The organism is Gilliamella apicola, from assembly GCF_003202655.1.
GTDB classification, from domain to species: Bacteria; Pseudomonadota; Gammaproteobacteria; order Enterobacterales; family Orbaceae; genus Gilliamella; species Gilliamella apicola_R.
Genome location: NZ_QGLR01000018.1, coordinates 167443 through 190861 on the forward strand (window position 1 = coordinate 167443; position 23419 = coordinate 190861).

The 23419-nt window shown below is 33.3% G+C and carries 21 protein-coding genes and 1 pseudogene; 11 read left to right on the top strand and 11 right to left on the bottom strand.

The features are described 5' to 3' along the window. The first annotated feature begins 243 nt into the window (after positions 1-243). The 7 genes and pseudogenes from DKK70_RS15815 (at position 244) to DKK70_RS15845 (ending at position 5837) form a co-directional block, all read left to right on the top strand. Entirely contained in the window at positions 244-1116 is an 873-nt protein-coding gene (locus DKK70_RS15815) for a phosphorothioated DNA-binding restriction endonuclease (protein ID WP_110434840.1), read from the top strand. 14 nt (positions 1117-1130) lie between these two features. Beyond that, complete coding sequence (locus tag DKK70_RS15820) at positions 1131-1970, top strand: HNH endonuclease (RefSeq protein WP_110434841.1); 840 nt, start codon at positions 1131-1133, stop codon at positions 1968-1970. Continuing rightward, positions 1963-2388 carry a (deoxy)nucleoside triphosphate pyrophosphohydrolase gene (locus DKK70_RS15825; RefSeq protein WP_110434842.1) on the top strand — a complete coding sequence of 142 codons (426 nt, stop codon included), beginning with the start codon at positions 1963-1965 and terminating at the stop codon, positions 2386-2388. Before DKK70_RS15820 ends, DKK70_RS15825 begins: the two co-directional genes overlap by 8 nt. A gap of 29 nt (positions 2389-2417) precedes the next feature. Beyond that, positions 2418-2771, top strand: a pseudogene (locus DKK70_RS17740) (phosphorothioated DNA-binding restriction endonuclease); the annotation flags it as partial. Positions 2772-3132: 361 nt separating this feature from the next. Further along, the gene (locus DKK70_RS15835) at positions 3133-3861 is read left to right on the top strand and encodes a hypothetical protein (protein ID WP_110434844.1); all 729 of its coding nucleotides are present in this window, start codon (positions 3133-3135) and stop codon (positions 3859-3861) included. A 732-nt stretch (positions 3862-4593) separates the two neighbouring features. Then, complete coding sequence (locus tag DKK70_RS15840; protein ID WP_110434845.1) at positions 4594-5190, top strand: GntR family transcriptional regulator; 597 nt, start codon at positions 4594-4596, stop codon at positions 5188-5190. A 5-nt stretch (positions 5191-5195) separates the two neighbouring features. Beyond that, a complete protein-coding gene (locus DKK70_RS15845) occupies positions 5196-5837 on the top strand; it encodes a GntR family transcriptional regulator (RefSeq protein ID WP_086326590.1) in 642 nt (213 codons plus the stop codon). Between the two features lie 42 nt (positions 5838-5879). On the opposite strand, the gene DKK70_RS15850 is transcribed toward DKK70_RS15845, so the two are convergent. The 11 genes from DKK70_RS15850 to DKK70_RS15900 form a co-directional block, all read right to left on the bottom strand. Further along, positions 5880-6722 (bottom strand): fumarylacetoacetate hydrolase family protein, encoded by an 843-nt coding sequence (locus DKK70_RS15850; protein ID WP_110434846.1) that lies wholly within the window; start codon positions 6720-6722, stop codon positions 5880-5882. Between the two features lie 77 nt (positions 6723-6799). Further along, on the bottom strand, positions 6800-8083 hold the full coding sequence (locus DKK70_RS15855; RefSeq protein WP_110434847.1) for an MFS transporter: 1284 nt from the start codon (positions 8081-8083) through the stop codon (positions 6800-6802). A 104-nt stretch (positions 8084-8187) separates the two neighbouring features. After that, entirely contained in the window at positions 8188-8802 is a 615-nt protein-coding gene (gene ttdB / locus DKK70_RS15860; protein WP_034884698.1) for a L(+)-tartrate dehydratase subunit beta, read from the bottom strand. Continuing rightward, positions 8799-9701: a L(+)-tartrate dehydratase subunit alpha gene (gene ttdA, locus DKK70_RS15865; protein WP_086326586.1), complete on the bottom strand. Its 903-nt coding sequence runs from the start codon at positions 9699-9701 to the stop codon at positions 8799-8801. The genes ttdB and ttdA overlap by 4 nt, the downstream gene beginning before the upstream one ends. Before the next feature lie 469 nt (positions 9702-10170). Beyond that, complete coding sequence (gene dagF / locus DKK70_RS15870) at positions 10171-10914, bottom strand: 2-dehydro-3-deoxy-phosphogluconate aldolase (protein WP_110424564.1); 744 nt, start codon at positions 10912-10914, stop codon at positions 10171-10173. Positions 10915-10935: 21 nt separating this feature from the next. Further along, on the bottom strand, positions 10936-12045 hold the full coding sequence (locus DKK70_RS15875; RefSeq protein ID WP_110434848.1) for a DgaE family pyridoxal phosphate-dependent ammonia lyase: 1110 nt from the start codon (positions 12043-12045) through the stop codon (positions 10936-10938). A 76-nt stretch (positions 12046-12121) separates the two neighbouring features. After that, entirely contained in the window at positions 12122-12994 is an 873-nt protein-coding gene (locus DKK70_RS15880; RefSeq protein ID WP_110434849.1) for a PTS system mannose/fructose/sorbose family transporter subunit IID, read from the bottom strand. A 1-nt stretch (position 12995) separates the two neighbouring features. Continuing rightward, positions 12996-13742: a PTS mannose/fructose/sorbose/N-acetylgalactosamine transporter subunit IIC gene (locus DKK70_RS15885; protein WP_034884326.1), complete on the bottom strand. Its 747-nt coding sequence runs from the start codon at positions 13740-13742 to the stop codon at positions 12996-12998. A gap of 25 nt (positions 13743-13767) precedes the next feature. Further along, on the bottom strand, positions 13768-14253 hold the full coding sequence (locus tag DKK70_RS15890) for a PTS system mannose/fructose/N-acetylgalactosamine-transporter subunit IIB (RefSeq protein WP_034884328.1): 486 nt from the start codon (positions 14251-14253) through the stop codon (positions 13768-13770). 4 nt (positions 14254-14257) lie between these two features. Beyond that, positions 14258-14677 carry a PTS sugar transporter subunit IIA gene (locus tag DKK70_RS15895; protein WP_034884330.1) on the bottom strand — a complete coding sequence of 140 codons (420 nt, stop codon included), beginning with the start codon at positions 14675-14677 and terminating at the stop codon, positions 14258-14260. 105 nt (positions 14678-14782) lie between these two features. Then, a complete protein-coding gene (locus DKK70_RS15900) occupies positions 14783-17584 on the bottom strand; it encodes a sigma 54-interacting transcriptional regulator (RefSeq protein WP_110434850.1) in 2802 nt (933 codons plus the stop codon). Between the two features lie 555 nt (positions 17585-18139). Here DKK70_RS15900 and DKK70_RS15905 point away from each other — a divergent pair. The 4 genes from DKK70_RS15905 (at position 18140) to licT (ending at position 23418) form a co-directional block, all read left to right on the top strand. Further along, positions 18140-18865, top strand: a complete 726-nt coding sequence (locus tag DKK70_RS15905) for a hypothetical protein (RefSeq protein ID WP_110434851.1) — start codon at positions 18140-18142, stop codon at positions 18863-18865. Between the two features lie 360 nt (positions 18866-19225). Next, positions 19226-21088 (top strand): beta-glucoside-specific PTS transporter subunit IIABC, encoded by a 1863-nt coding sequence (locus tag DKK70_RS15910; RefSeq protein ID WP_110434852.1) that lies wholly within the window; start codon positions 19226-19228, stop codon positions 21086-21088. Between the two features lie 12 nt (positions 21089-21100). Next, positions 21101-22567, top strand: a complete 1467-nt coding sequence (locus DKK70_RS15915; protein WP_110434853.1) for a glycoside hydrolase family 1 protein — start codon at positions 21101-21103, stop codon at positions 22565-22567. Between the two features lie 14 nt (positions 22568-22581). Continuing rightward, positions 22582-23418 carry a BglG family transcription antiterminator LicT gene (gene licT / locus DKK70_RS15920; RefSeq protein WP_110434854.1) on the top strand — a complete coding sequence of 279 codons (837 nt, stop codon included), beginning with the start codon at positions 22582-22584 and terminating at the stop codon, positions 23416-23418. Position 23419 lies beyond the last annotated feature (1 nt).

Below are 23419 nucleotides of genomic sequence, written 5' to 3' on the forward strand. Positions count from 1 at the left end.
AATTAAGCTTAATTAAAAACGATTAACGACAAATAAGGAAATATCAATTTTACATACCATTATGCGATTTACGCATATTCATAAATTGGTTTGGGTTTGTGAGGGTTAAAAATAATTTTTAGATCTAACTAGCAAATATTGATTCATTTTTTTCATACTAAGTTAGAATTTTGTGAGGCAGATCACAAAAACAATATGATATTTGTAATATTTTCCAACTTATTACCTTTATTTTGAGTGCTAATGGATATTAAACAATTACAACAACAAATTACCAAAATCACTATTTGGAAAAAAGGCGATCAACGAGCTCCACATAAACCTTTATTATTACTTTATGTATTAGCACAATATAAACAAGGTCATGATCGCTTGTTTGATTATGAAAAAGAAATTGAAAAACCTTTACACGATTTACTTGCTCGCTTTGGCCCTCAACGTAAACACTATTATCCCAATATGCCTTTTTGGCGTCTGAAAAATGATGGTTTTTGGCAACTGATTAATTTTGAAAACTGCACTAATCCGATTTTGCCAAGTAAAGAACCAACCAGCAAAACCCTTGCTTCTCACCAAGTACTCGGTGGCTTTGATGAACAAACGTATCGACTGATAAAAACAAATCCTACCATTATTGATCAATTAGCAGGACAAATTTTAAGCCAGCATTTTACTGAAAGTGTGCAAGAAAACTTAATTAACCGATTGGGTTTCAATCTAATGGAATCCAATAAATACCGAGATCCTAAATTCAGACAAATCGTATTACGTGCATACAACTATCAATGTGCCATCTGCGGTTACGATTTAAGGCATGACTCAGTATCAATCGGCCTTGAAGCTGCTCACGTAAAATGGAAACAACATGGCGGACCATGCATTGTAAATAATGGTTTAGCACTTTGTTCATTACATCATTCCGCTTTCGATATGGGCGCTATCGGGCTTGATTGTAATTTAAAAATCAAAGTATCAAGCGGCGTAAATGGAAACCAAATAGTTGAAAAACTATTTTGGGATTTCGACGGCAAAAACATTTTATTACCTCGAATGAAAAATGATTATTTACATGACAGATTTATTGAATGGCATGTTAGAGAAGTGTTTAGGGATTAAGGGAAAGAACACTAATGGACAAAATAAAAAATCTAACGCCTGGAGTTATCCTTAATAATAAACAATTATGTGAAATATTTAAGTGTAGTCCTCAAAGCGGAATGCGAAAATCCAATAGAACAAAAACATTAGTACTTATTACTAATCATATTGAATCGGTATACTCTGATAGTTGGAATGGAGACATACTTTACTATACTGGAATGGGGCAAAAAGGAGATCAAAGTTTAGACTTTATGCAAAATAAGACACTAAATGAAATTGAATCAAATGGTATTAGTGTGCATTATTTTGAAGTATTTAAAGATAAAGAATATACCTATTTAGGTCGTCTAACCAAGGCTGCTGAGCCTTATCAAACACAACAATTAGATGCCAACCAAACTTTACGTAAAGTATGGATATTTCCACTCAAACTTATCGAAAACAAATTACCGATAAAAATATTATCTAATTATGTAAAAGCCAAAGAACATCAGGTTCATAAATATAAAACTGATAAATTATTAGATAAAGTTATTAAGCAAAATAAAAAACCTGGTAAACGCGAAGTTCTTACCCCTCAATATATAAGAAGTCCTGAACTAGCTGAATTTATTAAACGTAAAGCTAACGGTAAATGTGATCTTTGTGAAAATCCGGCACCATTTACAACAAAAGACAAAATTCCTTATTTAGAATGCCATCATATTATTTGGTTGTCTGAAGGCGGTGAGGATGCAATTGAAAATACTGTTGCACTATGTCCTAATTGCCATCGAAAAATGCATATTGTCAAAGATATAGATGATATAAATAAATTGAAAAAAATTGCAACTTTAAGAGGGCGAGATATCGCTTCAAAGAATGAATAAAATTATTAATGTTGTTGCTGCTGTAATTATTAAAAATGGTAAATTTTTATGTACTCAACGAGCTAACACGAAATATCTAGCCTATAAATGGGAATTTCCAGGCGGAAAAGTTGAACCTGGCGAACAATTAGAAAATGCCCTCATTCGTGAAATAAAAGAAGAATTAGGTTGTAATATCTCGATCAAAAAATATTTACTAACAACAGAACATAATTATGATTTTGGCACAGTTAAAATCAACGCTTTTCTTGGTCAGCTAATTGATAATGATCCAATATGTTTAGAACATAATATGATTTGTTGGTTAGATAGTAGTAAATTAAACGATCTAGATTGGGCAGAGGCTGATTTACCGATTGTTTCATATTTGCAGAAAACTGAAAAAGATTTAAATGAACGATTAATACTCGAAGCTTAATAGTAAACAAAAAAGTTGAATAACTATTCGTATTACGTGCATACAACTATCAATGTGCCATCTGCGGTTACGATTTAAGGCATGACTCAGTATCAATCGGCCTTGAAGCTGCTCACGTAAAATGGAAACAACACGGCGGACCATGCATTGTAAATAATGGTTTAGCACTATGTTCATTACATCATTCCGCTTTCGATATGGGCGCTATCGGGCTTGATTGTAATCTAAAAATCAAAGTATCAAGCGGCGTAAATGGAAACCAAATAGTTGAAAAACTATTTTGGGATTTCGACGGCAAAAACATTTTATTACCTCGAATGAAAAGCGATTATTTACATGACAGGTTTATTGAATGGCATGTTAGAGAAGTGTTTAGGGGTTAAATTTTATAAAAATAGCCAATTTTTTTAGAAAAAATATAAATGCACTAACACTTTTAAAACAATGTTTTGATGAGTTAGACTCCAACAATTTGGATATGGCAAAAAATAAACTACCAAGAGCTATTAGTTCTGTAAATGATCAACGAAAAAGTATAAAAATAAAAAAACGTAATGGCTCATAGATTTTGCTTGATGTTCTTAGCTATGGAGTTAAGAAGCTTCCACGATTGCAAAGGTGTCTATAGTAATAGACTATTTTACATATATATTTAGTTTTAACGCATATTTTGAATATCAAGTGAAAATTTAATTAAATAAGATTAATTAAAATATAAAAAAGTGATTTATAAAGGATTGTGTTATGGCAAATAATAGAGATGATTTCACAGAAAATACAAAAAGAATATTACAAGGTCGAGTAGGTAATCGATGTTCTAATCCTAATTGCCGGTGCTTAACATCCGGGCCTAATTTTCATGAGGAAAAGGTAACAACTATCGGGATTGCAGCACATATAACAGCTGCGTCAGAGAATGGTCCGAGGTATAACCCTCTGCTAGATAGTAAAGAAAGGCAACATATTTCTAATGGAATCTGGTTATGTGCAACATGTGCTACACTTATAGATAAAGATGAAAAGAGTTACCCGATAGAATTACTTCAAAAATGGAAAATAGATGCTGAAGCATCATGTCGTCATGAGTTAGAAGGGATAGAACAATCAAACATCGAAGAAGCAAAAGAAGGATGGCTTTGTGGACATTGTCATACTTTTGTTGAAAAGGGACAAACAATTTGTACAGGCTGTTTTGCTGAGGTGATTTATTCAGCTACAGGCTCTGAAATTAACGAAACACTTAGGGTAGCATTCACCAGAGGATTGGGCTTTTCATTTATACTATTTATTTTAATACCTGAAATATTGAACAATCTATTTAAGATTAATATTCCTTACGGATGGGGAATGGGTGTGTATGCTCTTATACTTACAGCTATTTTCGTTTTAGTTACGGTAAAATACTCGTTTTTTTTACTCAGAAAAAAATACCACAATTCACCACCAAGATTTGTAAGAAATAGAAATTTATAATTACTTTTTATTGTTTATAATAGTTCTATCCATTGTAATGAAATACAAAATCTAAATCATAATTTTGTAGAATATTGAAAAATATGACAATTGAACTTAACCAACATCCACAACATTCTAAACTAGTTACACTCGTCTGGAGTATCAATACTACTCGTTATCAACTAAATAATGAATTCCTAACTTTTGGTGTTGGTACTAATTTGCACCTCATTCCAATAATGTTTCTTTTTCTGAACAGCAAATTAATCTTTATGAGCAACAAATTGAAAAAGTTGAAAACCATCAATTATTGAATCTTATAAACTAATAAGATAATTAAATAATAATTAACTAGCTTCTCGAGTAAAAATTATTTGAGGCTAAAATCTTAACATTTCCAATAACTACACTAGCAATTTTAAATTAGTAATAACTTATTATTTCTATCTAAAATTCAATATATTAATAACTACTAAGTAAATTATTTAACTTATTATTTTATATTATTAAATAACGCCATAAATAATGAAACATATATAATAAAAGCATATTTGGTTATTTTTAACGTAACTTGAGATTGATTAAGTATTTTTAATAATTTAATTAAATATGATTTTTTAATTATATTTAATTGTAAAAATAATCTTATATTTATACTTTTTAAAAATTATTTTAGAATTTGAAGGCTTGTACTAACAGATAATCTAAGGAATAATCTCTGTTCTAATTTTATTTGAAACCGATAATATAATGGATAATATTTTACCAAAGCTAGATAACACTCAAACCAAAGATCGAATAGCAAAGATATTGCGGCAGGAGATCATATCTGGTAGGTTCAAAAATGGTGAACAGCTCACTCAAGAACAGATAGCCCAATATCTTAATACATCTAGGATTCCAGTTAGAGAAGCGTTTCTTATATTAGAATTAGAAGGATTTTTATCGCGATTACCTAATCGACACGTATTAGTAGTAGGTCCGAAGATTGATTTGTTAAAAGATATTTTTGAATTAATCGCATCGGTTGAGATCCAAATTATCAAAATATTGTTAAATTCAAAAAAAGATATAAGAAATATACTTGTTGCAGATGCCAAACAATTTCGACAAGTTTTATTAACCGAAATCGACAATTATTTTATTAAAGAAAATTATTCAAGATTATTAGTGGGTTATCCACAATATGTTTGGGATAATATTGAAAAAAAATCTAGTGATGAAGATTTACATAATAGTTTAATAACATCAATTCAGACACATGAATTAAAAGCAATAGCCAAATTTGTATACAAATATTATTTTTCATTAGCTGATAGTTTAACAAAAAAGTTAAATAGGAGTTAACCTAGATGAATCAATTGCAACCACTGAAGTTACTACCAATGAGAGAACGAATAGCTTCGGTTTTACGCAAAGCCATTTTAACCAGAGAGATACAAGAAGGCACAATTGTGACGCTTGATGGTGTTGCATCGCAATTGGAAGTTTCAAATACCCCAGTCAGAGAAGCTTTTCAGATTTTGGCTAGAGATGGTTTTATTAAATTACGCCATAATAAAGGGGCAGAAGTTTTAGGAATTACTAAGAAATTTATCAAAGATCACTATGTGACTCGCGCAGTTTTAGAACGCGAAGCTGTCGCAGAAGTTTGCCAAAATAAAGCCGATCTATCTGAAATTATTGATGCTTATCAATGTGGAAAAAACGCTATTGAAAATGATAATTACGTTGATTATACCAATTATAATCAAGCATTTCATATGGCAATTTGGGCCGCATGTGGCAATAATAAAATTAATTCTATCTTATCGGAAATGTGGAATGGATTATCATTAGGTTCGAATATTTCTGAACAAGAATACGCTATTCTTTCATCTAAAGAACACGGTAATATTTTGAATGCAATGATTGAATATGATGCAGAATTGGCAAAAAATCTTATGTATCAGCATATCATTCGCAGCATGGAAGATATGCTAACACGTTTTTAAGTTTTAATTTTTTACATAAGTAAGGAAAAACAGAAGTTTAGGTTAACAGTCCAAAATTTTATTTTTTAATTTACCAATTTGACTAATTTCAACTTCAATAATATCTCCTTCTTTCATAAACAGCGGGGGGGTTCTTTTTTTGCCAACGCCTCCTGGTGAACCTGTTATGATAACATCACCGGCTTCAAGTTTACTGAATCTTGAGATGTACTCAATTAAATAAGAAATAGAGTAGATCATATTTCCTGTAGATTCACTTTGAACTTGGAGTCCATTTAATGAAGTTGTAATGTGCAGTTTTTGCGGATCAGTAATTTCATCAGATGTGACTAGCCAAGGCCCAAACCCCCCCGTTTTGGGCCAATTTTTACCTGAAGTAAACCAAGTATATTGCATATCTCTGACGGAACCATCCATAAAACAGCTATAACCAGCAACATGCTCTAGAGCTTTTTCTTTTGATACGTTACTGGTCGTTTTACCAATAATTACTGCTAATTCACCTTCATAATCAAATTCATTTGTTGAATTGGGTTTATGCATGAATTCATTATGTGCAACAAGCGAATCAGGAAATCGAATAAAAAGTGTTGGGGCATTGGTAGATTGTTCAAATTCCTTTCTTTTTTCTGGATAATTCATTCCCACACAAATTATTTTATTTGGATTATCAATAACAGGTAAAAAATGAATTTCATTTAGCGGATAATCTGGATGCGCCAATTTCAATTGTTTTAATTCACTTAAAATATTGTTAGAAATGGCTGATTTTAGATCTGGATAGTTGTCACCTAACTGTTTTTTCAAGTCATATACATTGTCATTTTTAACACAACCCCATGTTTTTTCATGTGTTAGTGGTGACAAAAAGCTTAATAGCTTCATAATAAATTCCTTTTTCAAATTTAATTGCCACTTCTGACTAAAGTGGCATTTTTATTTAAATTCATATAACAATTTTGTTATTGAGCTTGTCGTTTTTTATTATTGATACCAATAATTAACGTTAAAAAGGCTGAAATCATTAACATTCCGGCAACAAAATAAAGTGCATAAGAAAAATCACCAGTCGCCTGTTTTAACCAACCAATTAATGCCGGTCCAGCAAATCCGCCTAAATTACCTATGGCATTTATCGCCGCTAATCCGGCAGCAATAGCTGGTCCATTTAAAAATTGAGATGGAATACTCCACAATGGTGGTTTGCAAGATGATATACCAATATTAGCCATAACTAAGGCAATGGTTGCAATAATTAACGCTGTAGCAAGGCCGGCAATAATGAAACCAACGCAGGCAAGTAAACACGCACAAATAACATGCCAGGTTCGTTCATTTGTTTTATCCGAATGTTTCGCCCACAAGATCATCGTGATTGCAGCTAATGCCGGTGGTATGGAATTAATATAACCGACTTGAATTGTGGATAAGCCAAAAGATTTAAAAAACATTGGAGACCAAATATTGATCGAATAAAGTCCAGCAGAAGTACCAAAATAAACAATCGCTAAGGTTAATACCCTAATATCAGTTAATCCTTTCCATATACTGGTTTTTATTACTGCTTTTTCCCCTTGTTTCTCTTTTGCAAGAGTATCGACTAACCATTTAGTTTCGTCTTCTGTTAGCCAGCTATTTTTTTCTGGTTTGTCATTAACATAAAATAATGTAAATATCCCCATTACCGCGGCAGCAATCGTACACATTAAAAACATTAATTGCCATCCTTTAAATCCAAATGCACCGTGTAAACTCATAATGATTCCGGCTAAAGGTGAACCAATCATGGCTGAAATTGGTGCCGCAGCCATAAAGAACGCTATCATTTGAGCGCGTTTCTTTATTGGAAACCATGTGGATAAATACAATATGATTCCAGAAAAAGAGCCGGCCTCAGCTACTCCCAATAAAAAACGAATAATATAAAAACCAGTAACTGTTTCAACATAAATCATACATGCTGTGATTACAGCCCAACTTAGCAATATTCTAGCTAACCAAATACGAGGTCCCACCTTTTGCAAAATAATATTAGATGGGACATCAGTAATAAAATAACCAAGAAAAAAAAGTCCAGCGCCAAGTCCAAAAACGGCATCAGAAAATCCCAACTCCTGATTCATCGTTAAAGCAGCAAAACCAATATTTATTCTATCGAAAAACCCAATGAAATAGACTAGCATGACATAAGGAACTATTCGTAATGTGATTTTTCTTAATGCTGTTTGCTCTAAATTTTGTTTCATTACATTTCATCCTTCTCACTAAAGACAAATTTTTTGTCTTTTATTAAAACTTCCAACATAACGTTAACCTTTATAATTTTGATGTTACTTATGGATAGTTACCGTTATTTAATAAACCTGACTTGCGGAATAATTTCTTGATAAACTTCTTCCTTGCGTTGATTGAAAATGATTTTGTTATTTTCAAATAAGTTATTCCCTTCGGTATCAATTGATACAATCAAAGGACCTAATTCTTTTACTTTACATACCCACAATGTTTCAGGCATACCAAGATCTCGCCATTTAGCATCAACTATTTTTTCAACTTGTGTTGCAGCAACAACAGCACATCCAGCCGGGAAAACAACATGAATTGCTTTATATTTTTTACAACCCTCTTCAGTATTTGGCCCCATTCCACCTTTACCAACTATTAATTTCACGCCTGTTTGTTCAATAAATTCTTTTTCAAATTTTTCCATTCTCATGGAAGTTGTTGGTCCAATAGATATCATTTGAAATTCATTATCAGATAATGCTTTAACTATTGGTCCTGCATGAAAAATTGCACCACCATTTATATCAACCGGTAAATCTAATCCTTGTTCAATTAATCGACGGTGAGCCACATCACGACAAGTTACAATATAGCCAGTTAGGTAAACGATATCCCCAGCTTTAATTCCTTCTAAATCCTCAGATTTTATTGGGGTGGTTAATATTTTCTTTTGGCTCATAGTGTTACTCCTTTGTGACTTATCGTTTGGTAATTCAACTCTTTATCAAATACAATTGTTCCTCTACGGTGAGACCAACAACCAACATTTACTGCCACACCAATCGCCGATGGATGACGTGCACCATTTTCAACATGGACTCCCATAACTGAATATTTACCAGACATACCTTGAGGACCTAATCCTATTTTATTTATGCCATCTTCAAGCAGCTGTTCAAATTTAGCGGCTTTTTCATTGGCATTTCGAGATCCGATTGGGCGCATAAGCGCTTTTTTGGAAAAAAGTGCTGCTGTTTCTACTGAAGTAGCCACACCAACACCAACAAGTAGCGGAGGACAAGCATTTAATCCATAGCTGGTCATTACATCTAAAACAAATTTAGTTACCCCTTCATAACCAGCACCAGGCATGAGTACCATTGCTTTACCTGGCAAAGTACATCCGCCACCAGCCATGTAAGTATCAATTTCAACGACATCACTATCAGGAATAATATCCCAAAAAATATAAGGCGCATTTGTACCTATATTTTTGCCAGTGTTTTTTTCATCAAATGTTTCAACACAGTTGTGTCTAAGAGGGGCGGTAATTGTGGCTTGAAATACTGCATTAGTTAAAATGTTTTCTAATTCACCAATAAGAGGAAAATTCGTACCACATCTTACCGAAAACTGTAAAACGCCCGTATCTTGGCAACACGGCCGATTCAATTTCATCGCAAGATTTTGATTTTCCTGCATAGTGCTATAGATGACTTTTGCTAATTGACTTGTCTCCTTTTTGCTTAGATCTTGAAGTTTATTTTCAACATCGTCAGGTAATTTCTTACCTACAAGGGCTACAAACTTGCTCATTATTTCGGTCATATTAGTCACAAGTTTATCTTTATCTGACATAAATTATCTCCTAGTTGATGGTGATAGATTTAGATATTTAGAAAAATATATTCTGAGAAAATTAATTGCCTATCTATGAGGTGTTTTCCTAAAAGAACATGCTTCCATCTAATATTTTTAATCTCCTAACACTAAGTAATATGAGAATTATTGACCCAATTACTTAGTCATTATTAAATTATATAAATTTTATTTTTAATTCAATGTATTTAATAATGTATCCAATTATTTGTGAGCAAGTTCTCACCAAATTAGTTTACGATGGAGTTTCGGTTATTAATTTCTAATGCTTAATTTGAGTTTAATTTATTGAATTTATTAGATTTATTATCAGGATAACATAGCCATAAAACTAAAATTGAAAGATTTTGCTATGAGTAATTTTTTATTAAATGAGGTTATTTTATTGAATTTTAGGTTTAAAGTGGACTTAACTTAACAGTCAATACTGTTAAGTTAATTTTAGTATTTATAACAACTCTCTTGTCATATCCATTAATGTTTTTACATCTTGAGGCTTTGTTTTTCCACTGTTTTTATCAATAATTGAGCTATAAATATGAGGAATCACTTTTTTAACCCCAGCATCTAGGGCTATTTTTAAAATGGTTGCATAATTGTTTAAGTCAATTCCGCCAGTCGGTTCAAGAGCAAAATTAAGTTCAGCACAACATTTTGCTACATATTTGAATTCATCAATATATTTTAAACCATCCATTGAAAAGTATTTTACTGAGCTTCCCCCCATATCTTTTAACATTTCAATAGCTGTTTCAACTGGAACTATGCCATCTGGCGCTTTACAACTTAATGGCCCGGTTGAAATTTTAACCAATCCAACTTTACCTGTTGGTGAAACTAAACCATTAATGACAGTATTATCTTGTCCGAGTAATGCTCGACTGGTGGCAACACCCGTAAAAACCTGATTTATATGTTGTGGTTGCAATACACTAGAAATCTCTGAAACCATCTTAGATTGATTAGGATCACCGGCACCTAAACCTATAGAGATAGCGTTATCAATCGCCATTGCATATTTTTTCATTTCAGTTATTGCCAGCTGATTAGTAGGATAATTTTTAGAGAGAACACCAACTACAACATAAGTTTGTGCTGCCTCATACACTTCTTTAGCATTTTCGATGGAATTTGCTAGTACATTTAGACACACTCTATCTTGATAATAATTAGGGATACATTTGTTAGTCATACTTTTATTCCTTTAATACAACTATTGTTGAATAATCATTTTAATTTTTTGATAAATTACATCTAATTGTGCTGCCGATACGCTACGAACATCAGCATCAACTTTCCCTTCATTGACTTTATACTCGCGAAAGTAAATAGCGGTATCACCCTCTTTCATCAGTTTTACTATATCGTTAGCCGTTTTACCGATTGTATTTTTATCAAAACTTATTTCAGCACGCGCTATATCTCGACCAGCACCATCCCATACAACTTTAGCGGATACCCCGTTTAATTTATTTAAGCTGGTAATAAATGGTGTCATCTTTTCAATCATCTGTTGGCCAGTCTCATTAATTGGCTCACTCATATACAATTCGATAGCTTTGGTTAATCCTAAAATACTTTCTTTACCAACTTTCATTGGACGACCAATGCCATTAGATTGTTTTTTTACCCATTCGATTGCTTGATGACGACCAACCACTAAACCACTAGTCGGACCTTCGATTGCTTTAGCACCACTATAAATAACGATATCTGCACCTTGTTGATAATAAGTTTGTAAATCTTCTTCTGCTGCGGCATCGACAATCAAGGGTAGCGCATGCTTTTTCGCCACACTTAATGCTTCAGCAACAGATAACATACTTTTTTGAACACAGTGGTGTGATTTCACATATAAAATGGCTGCCGTATCAGAATTAATCATTGCTTCTATATGTTCTGGCTTACATTCATTGGCATAGCCAGCTTCAACAACAATACCGCCTCCCAATGAAACCATTGTTCCAATAGGCGCACCAAAATTAACATTATGCCCTTTGGGTACAATAATCTCTCTTGGTACATATTTGTTTGATGAGTGAAGATTATATAGAAGATCTTGATCATCTTTGACGATCAGTGCCGCCACCGATTGCACAATTCCGGCTGACGCACATGAAACAACTACCGCATTTTCAGCATTGAGTAATTTAGCAATATATTGACCGGTTTTATCGATCAAATCTTTCATCTCAAAGTATTCATTTAAACCTAGAGTCACTGCTTGAGTAACTTCTTTTCGTGGTGTCGAAACACCTAAAATAGTCATTCGACCAGATGCATTAAGCACCTTTTTTAGATGATATTTTTCATAGATAGACATTTTTATTCACCGATTAATCACTATAATTTCAGCACTAAATAAATTGCTAATATTTAGTGCTGATTTTCTAGAAAAATTATAATATTCCGAGTAGGGAACTAACGACGCTAATTACCACAACAGATATAAGAATTGTGGTATAACGAGGTCCTTTTTTGATGAGATAGAAATAGATCGAGAATACGGCAAGCAGAGGTAATAACCCTGGTGCAATTGAATCAATTATTTCTTGTACCACCACTTTCGTGCCTTCTGCGGTACTAAATACTAACGGCGTTGTTAAATTAACATAATTAGCTGAGAGAGCGCCCATCATAATTAGCCCTAATACATTGGCGCCATAAATTAACTGCTTCATTTTACCATCTTGTAATAGCGTAATAATGGAATCACGACCAACGGTATATCCTTTATTAATCAAACCATAGCTCAAAATTAAGGTAATTGCCGGATATAGAATTAATGGCATAATTCCCCCCATTGCACTACCATTAGCGGCAAAAGGGATAAATAGTGCAATTAAAAGAGGCATAATAGCAGCCCAAATAATAGAGTCACCAATACCAGCAAGCGGTCCCATTAATCCTGTTTTGATGCCGGTTATTGAACTATCAGATATATTCTCACCCAAACTTTTTTGCTCTTCCATTGCAATAGCAATGCCTTGAATCATTGAGCCAAACGTTGCTTCAGTATTAAAAAAGTTCAAATGACGTTTTAATGCTTCTGCTTGCTCTTCTTTGGTGTGATAGAGTTTTTTAATAATTGGTGTCATCGATGCACAAAATATTAAACTTTGTAAACGTTCATAAGAACTTGATAACTCAGCACCTAAATAGTAGATAAGCCAAGCTTTACGAATATCATTTTTAGTTAAACGACTACTTTGTTTAGCTTTTTCAATCAATTCATTTTGCATAGTATCAGAACTAACTTGATTTCCATTCATCTTATACATCCTCTTTATTTGCGAAACCTTTAATTAAAAATGCTAAGCAGGTTCCAAATATAGCCATAGCCATTACATCAACTTTTAAGTAAAGAACAGCGAAAAAGCCACCAATAAAATAAGGTAATAAACTCTTCTTACCGATAACCATGATGGTGATAGCAAAACCTAACGCAGGTAAAATTCCACCGATAATTTCAAAGGAGTGGGTTAACCATGTCGGCATTAAACTTAAGAATTTTTCTACTACTGGCTGACCAAAGAAATTCGCCGCAAAAACAACAGGAAAGCGAATAACAAACCCAAGAATAGATGGATAAACAAAAGCACAGCGCATAATGCCACCCATATTTGCTTGTTCGGCATGTTTATCAGCCATATGTACCCATATAGCATTTAAAGTACGTCGTAACTGATCAACGAAAACACCAATAACGCCAAATGGAATCGCAAGCGCAATTGCCATATTGGTATCCATACCCGATTGTACGGCAATTGGGATTGCAATACAGGCAGCTAAAGCGGGGTCTGATGGCACATTACCTCCTGGTGTGGAAGTGACCCCCAAGTAGACTAATTGCATTCCAGCACCGATTATCATTGATGCAGGCATATTACCGGTTAACAATCCAACAAAAATGGCGACAACTATTGGTTGTAGAAGCATTGCTGACAGGGTATAACCGAATCGCAAGCGAGCAAACCAATAATAAAGTCCCATGCAGACTGCAATCATTAAGGTACTCATACATCTCTCCTAATTAAATAAATCATTAATATTTTTTTAAAACATCATCGACTGGTTGAGGTTTATCTTCTGGGATGGTTTGGAAGTAAACATTCACACTCGCTTGCTTAAGTTTTTTGAGTATCTCAACATCAGCATCATCTAAAGTAATATTTTGAAAAACAGCTTTACGATTAGGTCCACCACCTAAGCCACCAACTTGTATTTGATCAATATTGAATCCCATTTCAACAGCTTGACAAACAGTGGTTAAATTAGGGAATAACACTAGTACATTTCCATCACCAAGTTGATTTTCTAACCATGATTTAACAAAGCTTTGATTACCAAAACAATCTACTTTGACATTCGGAGGAGCTGCCATTAAGTAGATATTTTTCATAAATGGATCGTTTTCCAATTCATCGCTAACCACAGCTATTCGATTGGCTTGAGACTGACCAACCCATTTTGTTACGACTTGACCATGAATTAAACGACTATCAATTCGACATAACACGATATTTGCCATAGTTTTAGTTCTCCTGAAATTTTTGTTTTATTTCCGCTAGCACATCTTTGCAGCTTTCTTGGCCAACTCCGACTAACTCGTCAACGATATTCATTAGTGGCCCTTCATCTTTTCGATTAATTGCTTCGATCAACAACAAAGCATTAAGTCCTGAAATAACCGCAATAGGGTAATCAAGACTTAGACGTGCTGCGACATTAGAAGTGGTGCCACTTATGAAGTCAGTAAGAATCAGCGAGCCTTTTGGCATGGTAACCACTTGCTGTTTAACTTTTTCATAAAATTCATTGAATGTATCGTTAGCGGTTAACGCGATATCAAATACTCCCTCGATTTTGCCAAGGATCATGCTTAAACTTTCTTTAAGCTGTTTTCCCCAATCGCCATGAGTGAGTAATAAAATTTGAGATGATGAGTTATTCAACTTTTTGCTCCTTATTACTATTAACTTACAATAACAGGAGCAAAAAACGTGCCAACAAATTTGTCAGCTACCAAGGATGATAATTTATTGCTTAATAATCAATAACTAAGAGTATAATAATTCATAGATATATAAAAATTCTGCATCAGAGAGGCGAATAGTGTAACTCTTTTCAATAGGTAAAAAGGCTTCTTTGATGACAGATATCGCGTAATTAGAATGAATTGTCTGATTATCAATTGCCATCTGTAATGGTTTGCGACTAATTACAATACGTTCTACCATACAACAGCAGTGAATTAAAAAGCGAAGTGTCACTTGTTTGGAAGGATGCAGATCAAGTTTTTGACAAATATACTGATAAAGATCTTCCATTTCCCGCAAGATACGCTGTGGATTTAATACAGAGATCTGGTTAATGATACTTTCTAATGTTAACGCACCGATGAATTTCATGGTGCTTTTTTCAATAATTAACCGGCGTTCATTCTCACTCATATGAGGTTTTAGTAAGCTGATCACCAATTCCGGACCCTGCTCGGAGAAAAGTTCTTCTAATGAAATAAATGGAATATCGGGTAGTTCTGGCTGAAAAGTACCAATAATACCTACTACACGCTCTTGTGTATTCAATATATTACGTAATCGTTCCGGACTACGAATATCATTATAATCAACAATCAATATGCGAGTATTAATCAGTAATTCTTTAAAGCTTTCTTCAATCACATTTTTAATTTTAACCGCAGTACCCATACCGGTAATACAAGATATCATTAATACTTGTTCGTGATCATCATCGACTTGATCACACAACTTATAATCAATATTTTTATCTTGGATTAAATTAATTATTTCAGCAAAATCTTTGGCTGCATAAGTTATATCCAAACTAAAATCTAATAGTGCTGAAAGTGTAATATTGTGCAAAAGTAACACATTAATATTGAATAATTGGTGAATAACATTGCCAAAATGAACTAATGAACCGGTATCGACAATTAAAATCAATTGTTGGCATTCGTATTGCTTAATTTTTTCAATTAAAATGGCTAATGTGTCATGCACTGATTGCTCAAATGGCATATTAATCGGTGTGATTAGTTGATATTCTAAAATTCGATTAACATAATTAGCCATACTGGTTGCGGTAGTGTCACCATGAGCAATAAATATAACTTTATAATTGTCAGGCGCTGATTTTTTTAAGCGATTTAAACGGCATTCTTTTAAAAATAAACACCAATACACTATTTCCGTTGACGGGCATTGGATATAAAAAATAGCTTCTATACGCTTACAAACTAATACCGCATTTTCATACTCATCTTTACAGTGGTCTAAAATCAAATTAGATGAATACAAATTGGGAATTAATCCTTTTTGTATATAAGCTAATAAGGTTAAAAAGTGTTTATGTAATAAACTTTTAAGATGATCTTGTAAAACAAATCCCAAAATTTCTTCAATATATTCTGTCAGGCTACTAATTCGTTTTTCTAACTGTTCACTATGTAAATATTGACTATGCCCACTATTTTTTTGATTGATGCCATAATCAAAAATATTTCGCAGTTTCTTTTTTAAGATCGATAGTGTTTCTTGTGGCGATACATGACTATTACGTAAATTCACATATTCTTGAGTAATAAAGGTATAAAAAAGATCACTATCTTCTTTGGCGGATAATAATGATAAGGTATTTTTCAACTGCAATTTATCTGTGGTAGATATCTCAATCTGGGCATCATTTTTGAATAAAGCATTAATTAGTGTGGTCACTTCTGGAGTCGGCGCACAGGGTTCTTCAATAAAACGCTTATCAAGCAATAAGGTTGAGGATAGTTGATTAAGATCTGCCGCCCATCCTTGGGCACATAAAAACTGAATATCACTTTTTAACTGTCCGATATTACCTTTTAATGGTTTACTTAATAGATAAATTAAAGCAATTTTATCAATAGCAATCGAACGTTTTATCTTTCTGCTTTCAAGTAATATAAAATGGAAAATAAGTTCAGCACGCTCTTCTAAACTACGTTGCTCAATTGAAGGGAGCGTAATATAAACTTGAATACGTCTTAAAAAAGTACGCAGTAAACTTGATTGGATATTTTCTGTGGTAGCGCAAATTAAACGAATATTAACTTTTATTGGTTTATCACTTGAACCTAAAGGATGAAACTCTCCTTTATCAATTATTAAAAATAATTTTTCCTGACTTTCATTACTCAATCGATGTACTTCATCTAATAATAATAAGCCACCATTAGCTTGTTCAATCAGGCCGACTTTATTGTACGAAGCGCCAGTAAAAGCGCCTTGTTTATGACCAAATAGATGTGAAGAAAGTAACTCTTGGTTGTTATAGTATTCAGCACAATTAAAATAGATAAAAGGGACCGGTTGCTTATTTTGTTGTTCTCTAAGTTGATGCATTAACTCTGCAAAATAAGTTTTTCCAACACCAGAATCCCCCGTTAATAATACATGTAAACCATCAGGATAAAGTACCGCTGCACGCCCTTTTTCTACAGCCGTTTTCAAACTGCGATCATAACCTATCAATTGGCTAAATGGATCTATTATCGGTTCAGCAACTTTCGGTAATAACTGATATTGGGTACTTTCATCATAAACGTTTACTGTTAATTGGCGTTGAATCAACTCTTCGTAGGATTTTTTATCTAAAAAATAGACGGGGCGAGATTTGATTTTTAAAACTAAACCATCCAAAGTTAGTTGATTTAATTCTTTGCTTACAGAATTTCGCGCTATACCTAAATTATGTCCAATCGTATTGGCATCAAAACCCAAAACTTTAGTCAAGTCGGTAGTAAATTTATCCCTCAAAGTATTAGTAAGACGAATAAGTTCATGATGAATTATCTGTTTGCGTTTAGTCATAAACAGTAATTTTTATAAATAAATCAATAACAATAATATAACATAGTTTTGTTGGATTAAGTCAAATTAACATTTTGGTTATGAGTAATAGGGTAATTATCACCGATAGACCCGCAAATCTAACCGAGAAAAAAATAAAAATTATAATTCAACAATCTCAATACTAAATGATGATAAGACAGTGGAACATCAAGTGTTGCTTAACAAGCTAATGGATGCTAATAATTGAGAATTTAATCAAAGTTAATAATGAAAAACAACAGTAAAGCAATTCGAATTGATATTGCGAATAAAGTGGGTGATAATATTTTTTAACTGGATTTTATTTTCAATTTTCACAATAAGATAGCTACAAATAATATAGAAATCTATAGTGATTTTATAGTAAATGATAATATTCTATTTATTGAACCTAGTGATGAAATTTATCAATTTAATATTATAGAAATAAAATACAGTATTGTGGTACACGTAGCCATTCGCAAACTTCTTGATAAAAATAAAGGTTAATGGAATAACTTAAAATCAGTTGATATAAAATTAAGGATCCCCCCAATGAAAAACATAAAAAAATTACTACTACTGATTACGCTTTGTTTGCCTATGGTAAGTAGTGCTGATTGTGAAAAATGGATTGATCAATTACTTGAAAAATACCACTCTTCTCGTGAAAGTGATATGCCGGTTTGTAAAATATGGCCTGCTGATGAAAGTAAAACAATTGTGGTTTTACCGTTTCCTCGTGGATCAGATGATTCTATTTTTTATGATCTTGATGTATTACTTATTGATACACAAAGTGGTGAAGTAATTGCTCATAATTGGGAACCCGATGCGTTTGTGAGTGATGCTATTCAATTAGTTGGTTTTGGAATCGATACTGCTCGTTATCAACTCAATAATGAATCCCGAGCTTTTGGAGTACGGGTTGGTTTTCGCGGTAGCTCTAGTGTCTACCCTTTTTATGAACAACAAATTAACCTCTATGTACAGCAAAATGAAAAATTAAATCGCATTGTTAATCAGTTAGTGTTAAAAACATCTGGTGGTGAAATGTACAATTGTAAAGGTGAATTTCATAACAATGATGCTGTTTTATTATTAGGAAACAGTAGCACCAATAATTTTAAAGATCTGATTGTTTCTGATAAAGAGCAAAAGGGTATCATTAAAGTAAATAGCGAAGGGGAATGTGTTGAAGAAATCACTGAATCAACAAAAAGAGAATATATATTATATTATAACGGTGTTGAATACCCTTTACCGGAACCTATATATTAATCGCTAAGCAACCAAGATTCTTAATTAAAATCAAAACTTAAAATGGACAGATTCTATTTTTAATATTCTGTCCTTTATTTTTAACTCTAAAAGTTATTCTTTGGCATTTTATTCTCTTTATATCTTAATAAATGATAACACTCTTAGTTAACTTAACTATTATTCTGCGGTAGTGATTGAGATCTAGTTCACAGTTCTTCTAAATGAAAATTGACTCAGCACCTATTGTATGTTTGTATGCTATTAAACAGGCATGTGACTGGTAGAGCAGGCAGGACCTTAATAAATTGCGTAGGTAAAACAGCATTTTGTTAGGTTCTGCTTTTTTTTTACCACTAACAAAAGCAATAGGAGATAGTAATGGATTATCAAAAAATAGCAGAAACCATTCTAGATAATATTGGTGGCAAAAGTAACATCGCGCATTTAGAACATTGTGCAACAAGGCTAAGATTTACCTTAAAAGATGATAACCTGATTAATATTGCGGCTTTAGAAAAAATTGAGGGTGTTATAGGCGTACGGCAAAACGTTCAATGCCAAATAATTATTGGTAATGATGTGTTTGAAGTTTATAACGAAATAATTAAATTAATTGGCAACATTAACGAAAATAGCGTTAACCATCAGCCTAATAGCAAGAAAAAAATAAGTGCTATTTTACTCGATTTTCTTGTTTCAATTTTTCAACCATTAATTCCAGCAATTGCTGGCGGTGGTCTGTTGAAATCTTTTGTAATACTGTTTGCCATGCTCGGATTGATTGATGAGAATGGATCGAACTATAAAATTTTGCAATTAATTGGTAGTGCGCCCTTATATTTTTTACCAATACTGGTCGCATTTACCACGGCGAATAAACTAAAAGCGAATCCATTAGTAGCGGCATCCGCGGTAAGTGCATTAATCCTTCCTGATATGGTGGCTCTGCTACAAAAAGACAGCAGCCTCTTCTCTCTGCCTTTAGAGAATATCAATTATGCGTTTCAAATATTTCCAGCCATTTTAACCATCCTTTTTTATTCTGTTGTTGAAAAATTTTTCACGAAATATTCATTTAAAGTTATTCGTCTGTTCTTTGTGCCAATGATGAGTTTAATCATAACAGTACCCGTCTCTCTACTATTACTTGGTCCCCTTGGCTACAACGCCGGTGTGATATTTTCTAAATTTATTATATTTTTTTATACCCATTTTTCATGGATTACCACCGGATTATTAGCCGCGGTACTCCCATTTATGGTTGTTGCCGGCATGCATAAAGCAATGCTGCCTTATGCCATTGATGCAATGGGTAAAACTGGATGTGAAATGTTATATATGCCGGCTTCTTTAGCACATAATATTGCCGAGTCAGGTGCTTGTTTTGGCGTAAGTATTAAAACTAAAAATAGTAAATTAAAATCGATTGCTTTATCTGCCGGATTATCCGCCCTTTTTGGTATTACCGAACCTGCGTTATATGGTGTGACAATTGTAAATAAAAAAATTCTTTATAGCGTGATGACCGCTGGTTTAATTGGTGGCGCTTTTGCTGGCATTATTTTATTAAAAGCATTTGTTCTGGTAGGTCCAGGTTTAGCCAGTATGACCATGTACATTGATAAAGACAATGCGATGAACATAGTCTGGGCATTTGTGACTTTAGGGATATCGTTTTTAGTGGCATTTATTCTTTCCGCCATACTATTCAAAGATAGTGTTGAGATTGATGATGAAAAGCTAAATAACAACACTAAAAATATAACTAAAGATGAAGTTATCCAAATTAGAAGCCCAATTAAGGGTAAAGTGATACCAATGACGGAAATTAACGATAATGTTTTCTCTACTGGTATTGTTGGTCAAGGTATCGGTATTATTCCCAATGATGGCCTTTTAAAATCACCATGTAAAGGGGTTATCGCTATGATATTCCATACTAAACATGCATTGAGTATTAAATTAAACAATGGTGCTGATCTGCTTTTTCATATAGGAATCGATACGGTACAACTCAATGGAGATGGCTTTGAGACACTGGTTAATGTTGGCGATATTGTCGATATTGGTGATGATTTAATTAAATTTGATATCAACATCATCAAAAATAAACAACTAGATCCTACTGTAATATTTTTAGTCACCAATCCAGAAGACTATACTATTTCTACTTTTAATGAAAATAAACAGGTCACTAACGACGATACTATTTTAGAAATTAAGCCAAAGATATTAAGCTAAGGAGAGTAACCAATGAAAAATTTAGCATTTCCAGATAATTTCTTATGGGGCGGAGCGATAGCCGCCAATCAAATCGAAGGCGCATGGAATATTGATGGCAAAGGAATTTCTGTTGCAGATATAGCAACCTATAAACCAAATCTCGATGTCAAAGATTATGTTGCTCATATGGCGGTAACCTGTGAAGGAGTAATGGCAGCGATAAGCGATCCTTCTGATAAAAATTACCCAAAACGACGAGGTATTGATTTTTACCATCGCTATAAAGAAGATTTAGCACTTTTTGCTGAAATGGGATTTAAGACATTACGCTTATCAATTGCTTGGACCAGACTGTTTCCTACTGGTGAGGAACTTACGCCAAATCCTGAAGGCGTTGAGTTTTATAAAAATGTTTTTAAAGAGATGAAACGACTTGCAATAGAACCTATTGTCACCTTATCACATTATGAAATGCCAGTAGCATTAAGTATTAAATATAATGGTTGGGTAAAACGTTCAGTAATTGATGATTTTGTCCGTTTTTCTACCGTTTGTTTTGACCAGTTTGGCGCTTATGTAAAATATTGGTTAACCTTTAATGAAATAGATAGTATTTATCGACACCCGTTTACTACAGCCGGAATTATTCCGGATAAATGTAAAGACGGGCAACTTGAACAAGATATCTATCAAGCGTTACATCATCAATTTGTAGCAAGTGCACTGGTTACCAAAATCGCCCGCGAAAAAATTGCAGATTGTAAAATAGGCTGTATGCTCACTAAATTAACCACTTATCCATTGACATGTAAGCCTGAGGATGTGGAATTGGCGTTGCAAAAAACCTTAGACAACTATTTTTACGCCGATGTACAAATTAAAGGCGAATATCCTAAACTTACATTGGCTAATTTAAAACAAAAAGGAATTGATATTATGTTTGAAGAGGGCGATAAGCAACTTCTTAAACAAAATACCGTCGATTTCTTATCTTTTAGCTACTATATGTCAAAGGCTGAATCGACAAACCCTGATGCAGATCGCATACCCGGTAATACGATTATCGGCGTTAAAAATCCTTATTTAAAATCCACTGAATGGGGCTGGCAAATCGATCCTAAAGGGTTAAAAATTTCGCTAATTGAACTCTATGACCGCTATAATATTCCAATGATGATCGTCGAAAATGGTATCGGCGCGGTTGATAAGTTAGAGGGTGGTACCGTTCATGACCATTATCGAATCGAATACTTTAAAGAACATTTTAAACAAATGAAAGAAGCCATTGATGAGGGCGTGGAGTTAATTGCTTATACCAGTTGGGCACCAATAGATTTAGTCAGCGCCAGTACATCGCAAATGTCGAAACGATATGGTTTTATTTATGTCGATCAAGATGATGAAGGTAATGGCACCTTAGCTAGATATAAAAAGGAATCATTTTATTGGTATAAAAAAGTGATTGAAACCAATGGTAAAGCTATTTACGACAAATAGCTGGAGTGTGAATAATGATTTTGGTGGTGAAAGTACTAAATTCTAGTGTCGTTTTAGTCGAAGAAGAGGGTATCGAGAAAATTGTATTAGGCAAAGGCATTGGTTTTGGTAAAAAACCAGGTGATACTATTGATGATGAGCGAGTCGATAAAATCTTTTTAGAGAATAATGTCAAGCTTGCTTATATCACCGATTTAGTCAAGGAAGTGCCTTTTCAATTTTTTCAGATAACCAAAGAAATCATCACATTAGCTGAAAATGACTTAAACAGAAAACTGAATAATAATATTTATTTAACCCTAACAGATCATATTTACTTTGCGGTCGAAAGAGTTAAACAGGGTCTGTTCATCCCCAACAAACTATATTGGGAAATAAAAAATTATTATCCACAAGAGTTTAATATTGCTAAGCAAGCTATTGAGTTACTCAATGCCAGATATGATCTCGCTTTTCCCGAAGAAGAAGCGAGTAATATCGCATTTCATCTGATTAACGCTCAAACCACCAACACGCAAAATCTTAACGCATTTCAATATGCCAAAATGATAAATTCGATAGTGAATTTGGTGAAGTATTCCGTTGGCGTGCCAATTGATACCTCATCAATTCACTATAGCCGTTTTATCACCCATATTAAGTTTTTTGTAGAACGATTTTATGCCAATAATCAATTACAAGAAGATAATAATGATCTTTATCAACAAATATCCTCGCTTTATCCTTATGCGATGCATATTGCAGAGAAAGTAAAACAGTACATCGATCAAACTTATCATTATTCAATATCCGATGATGAGGTGGTCTATTTGGGGATCCATATTAATAGACTAATACGCAATACTAAATAAT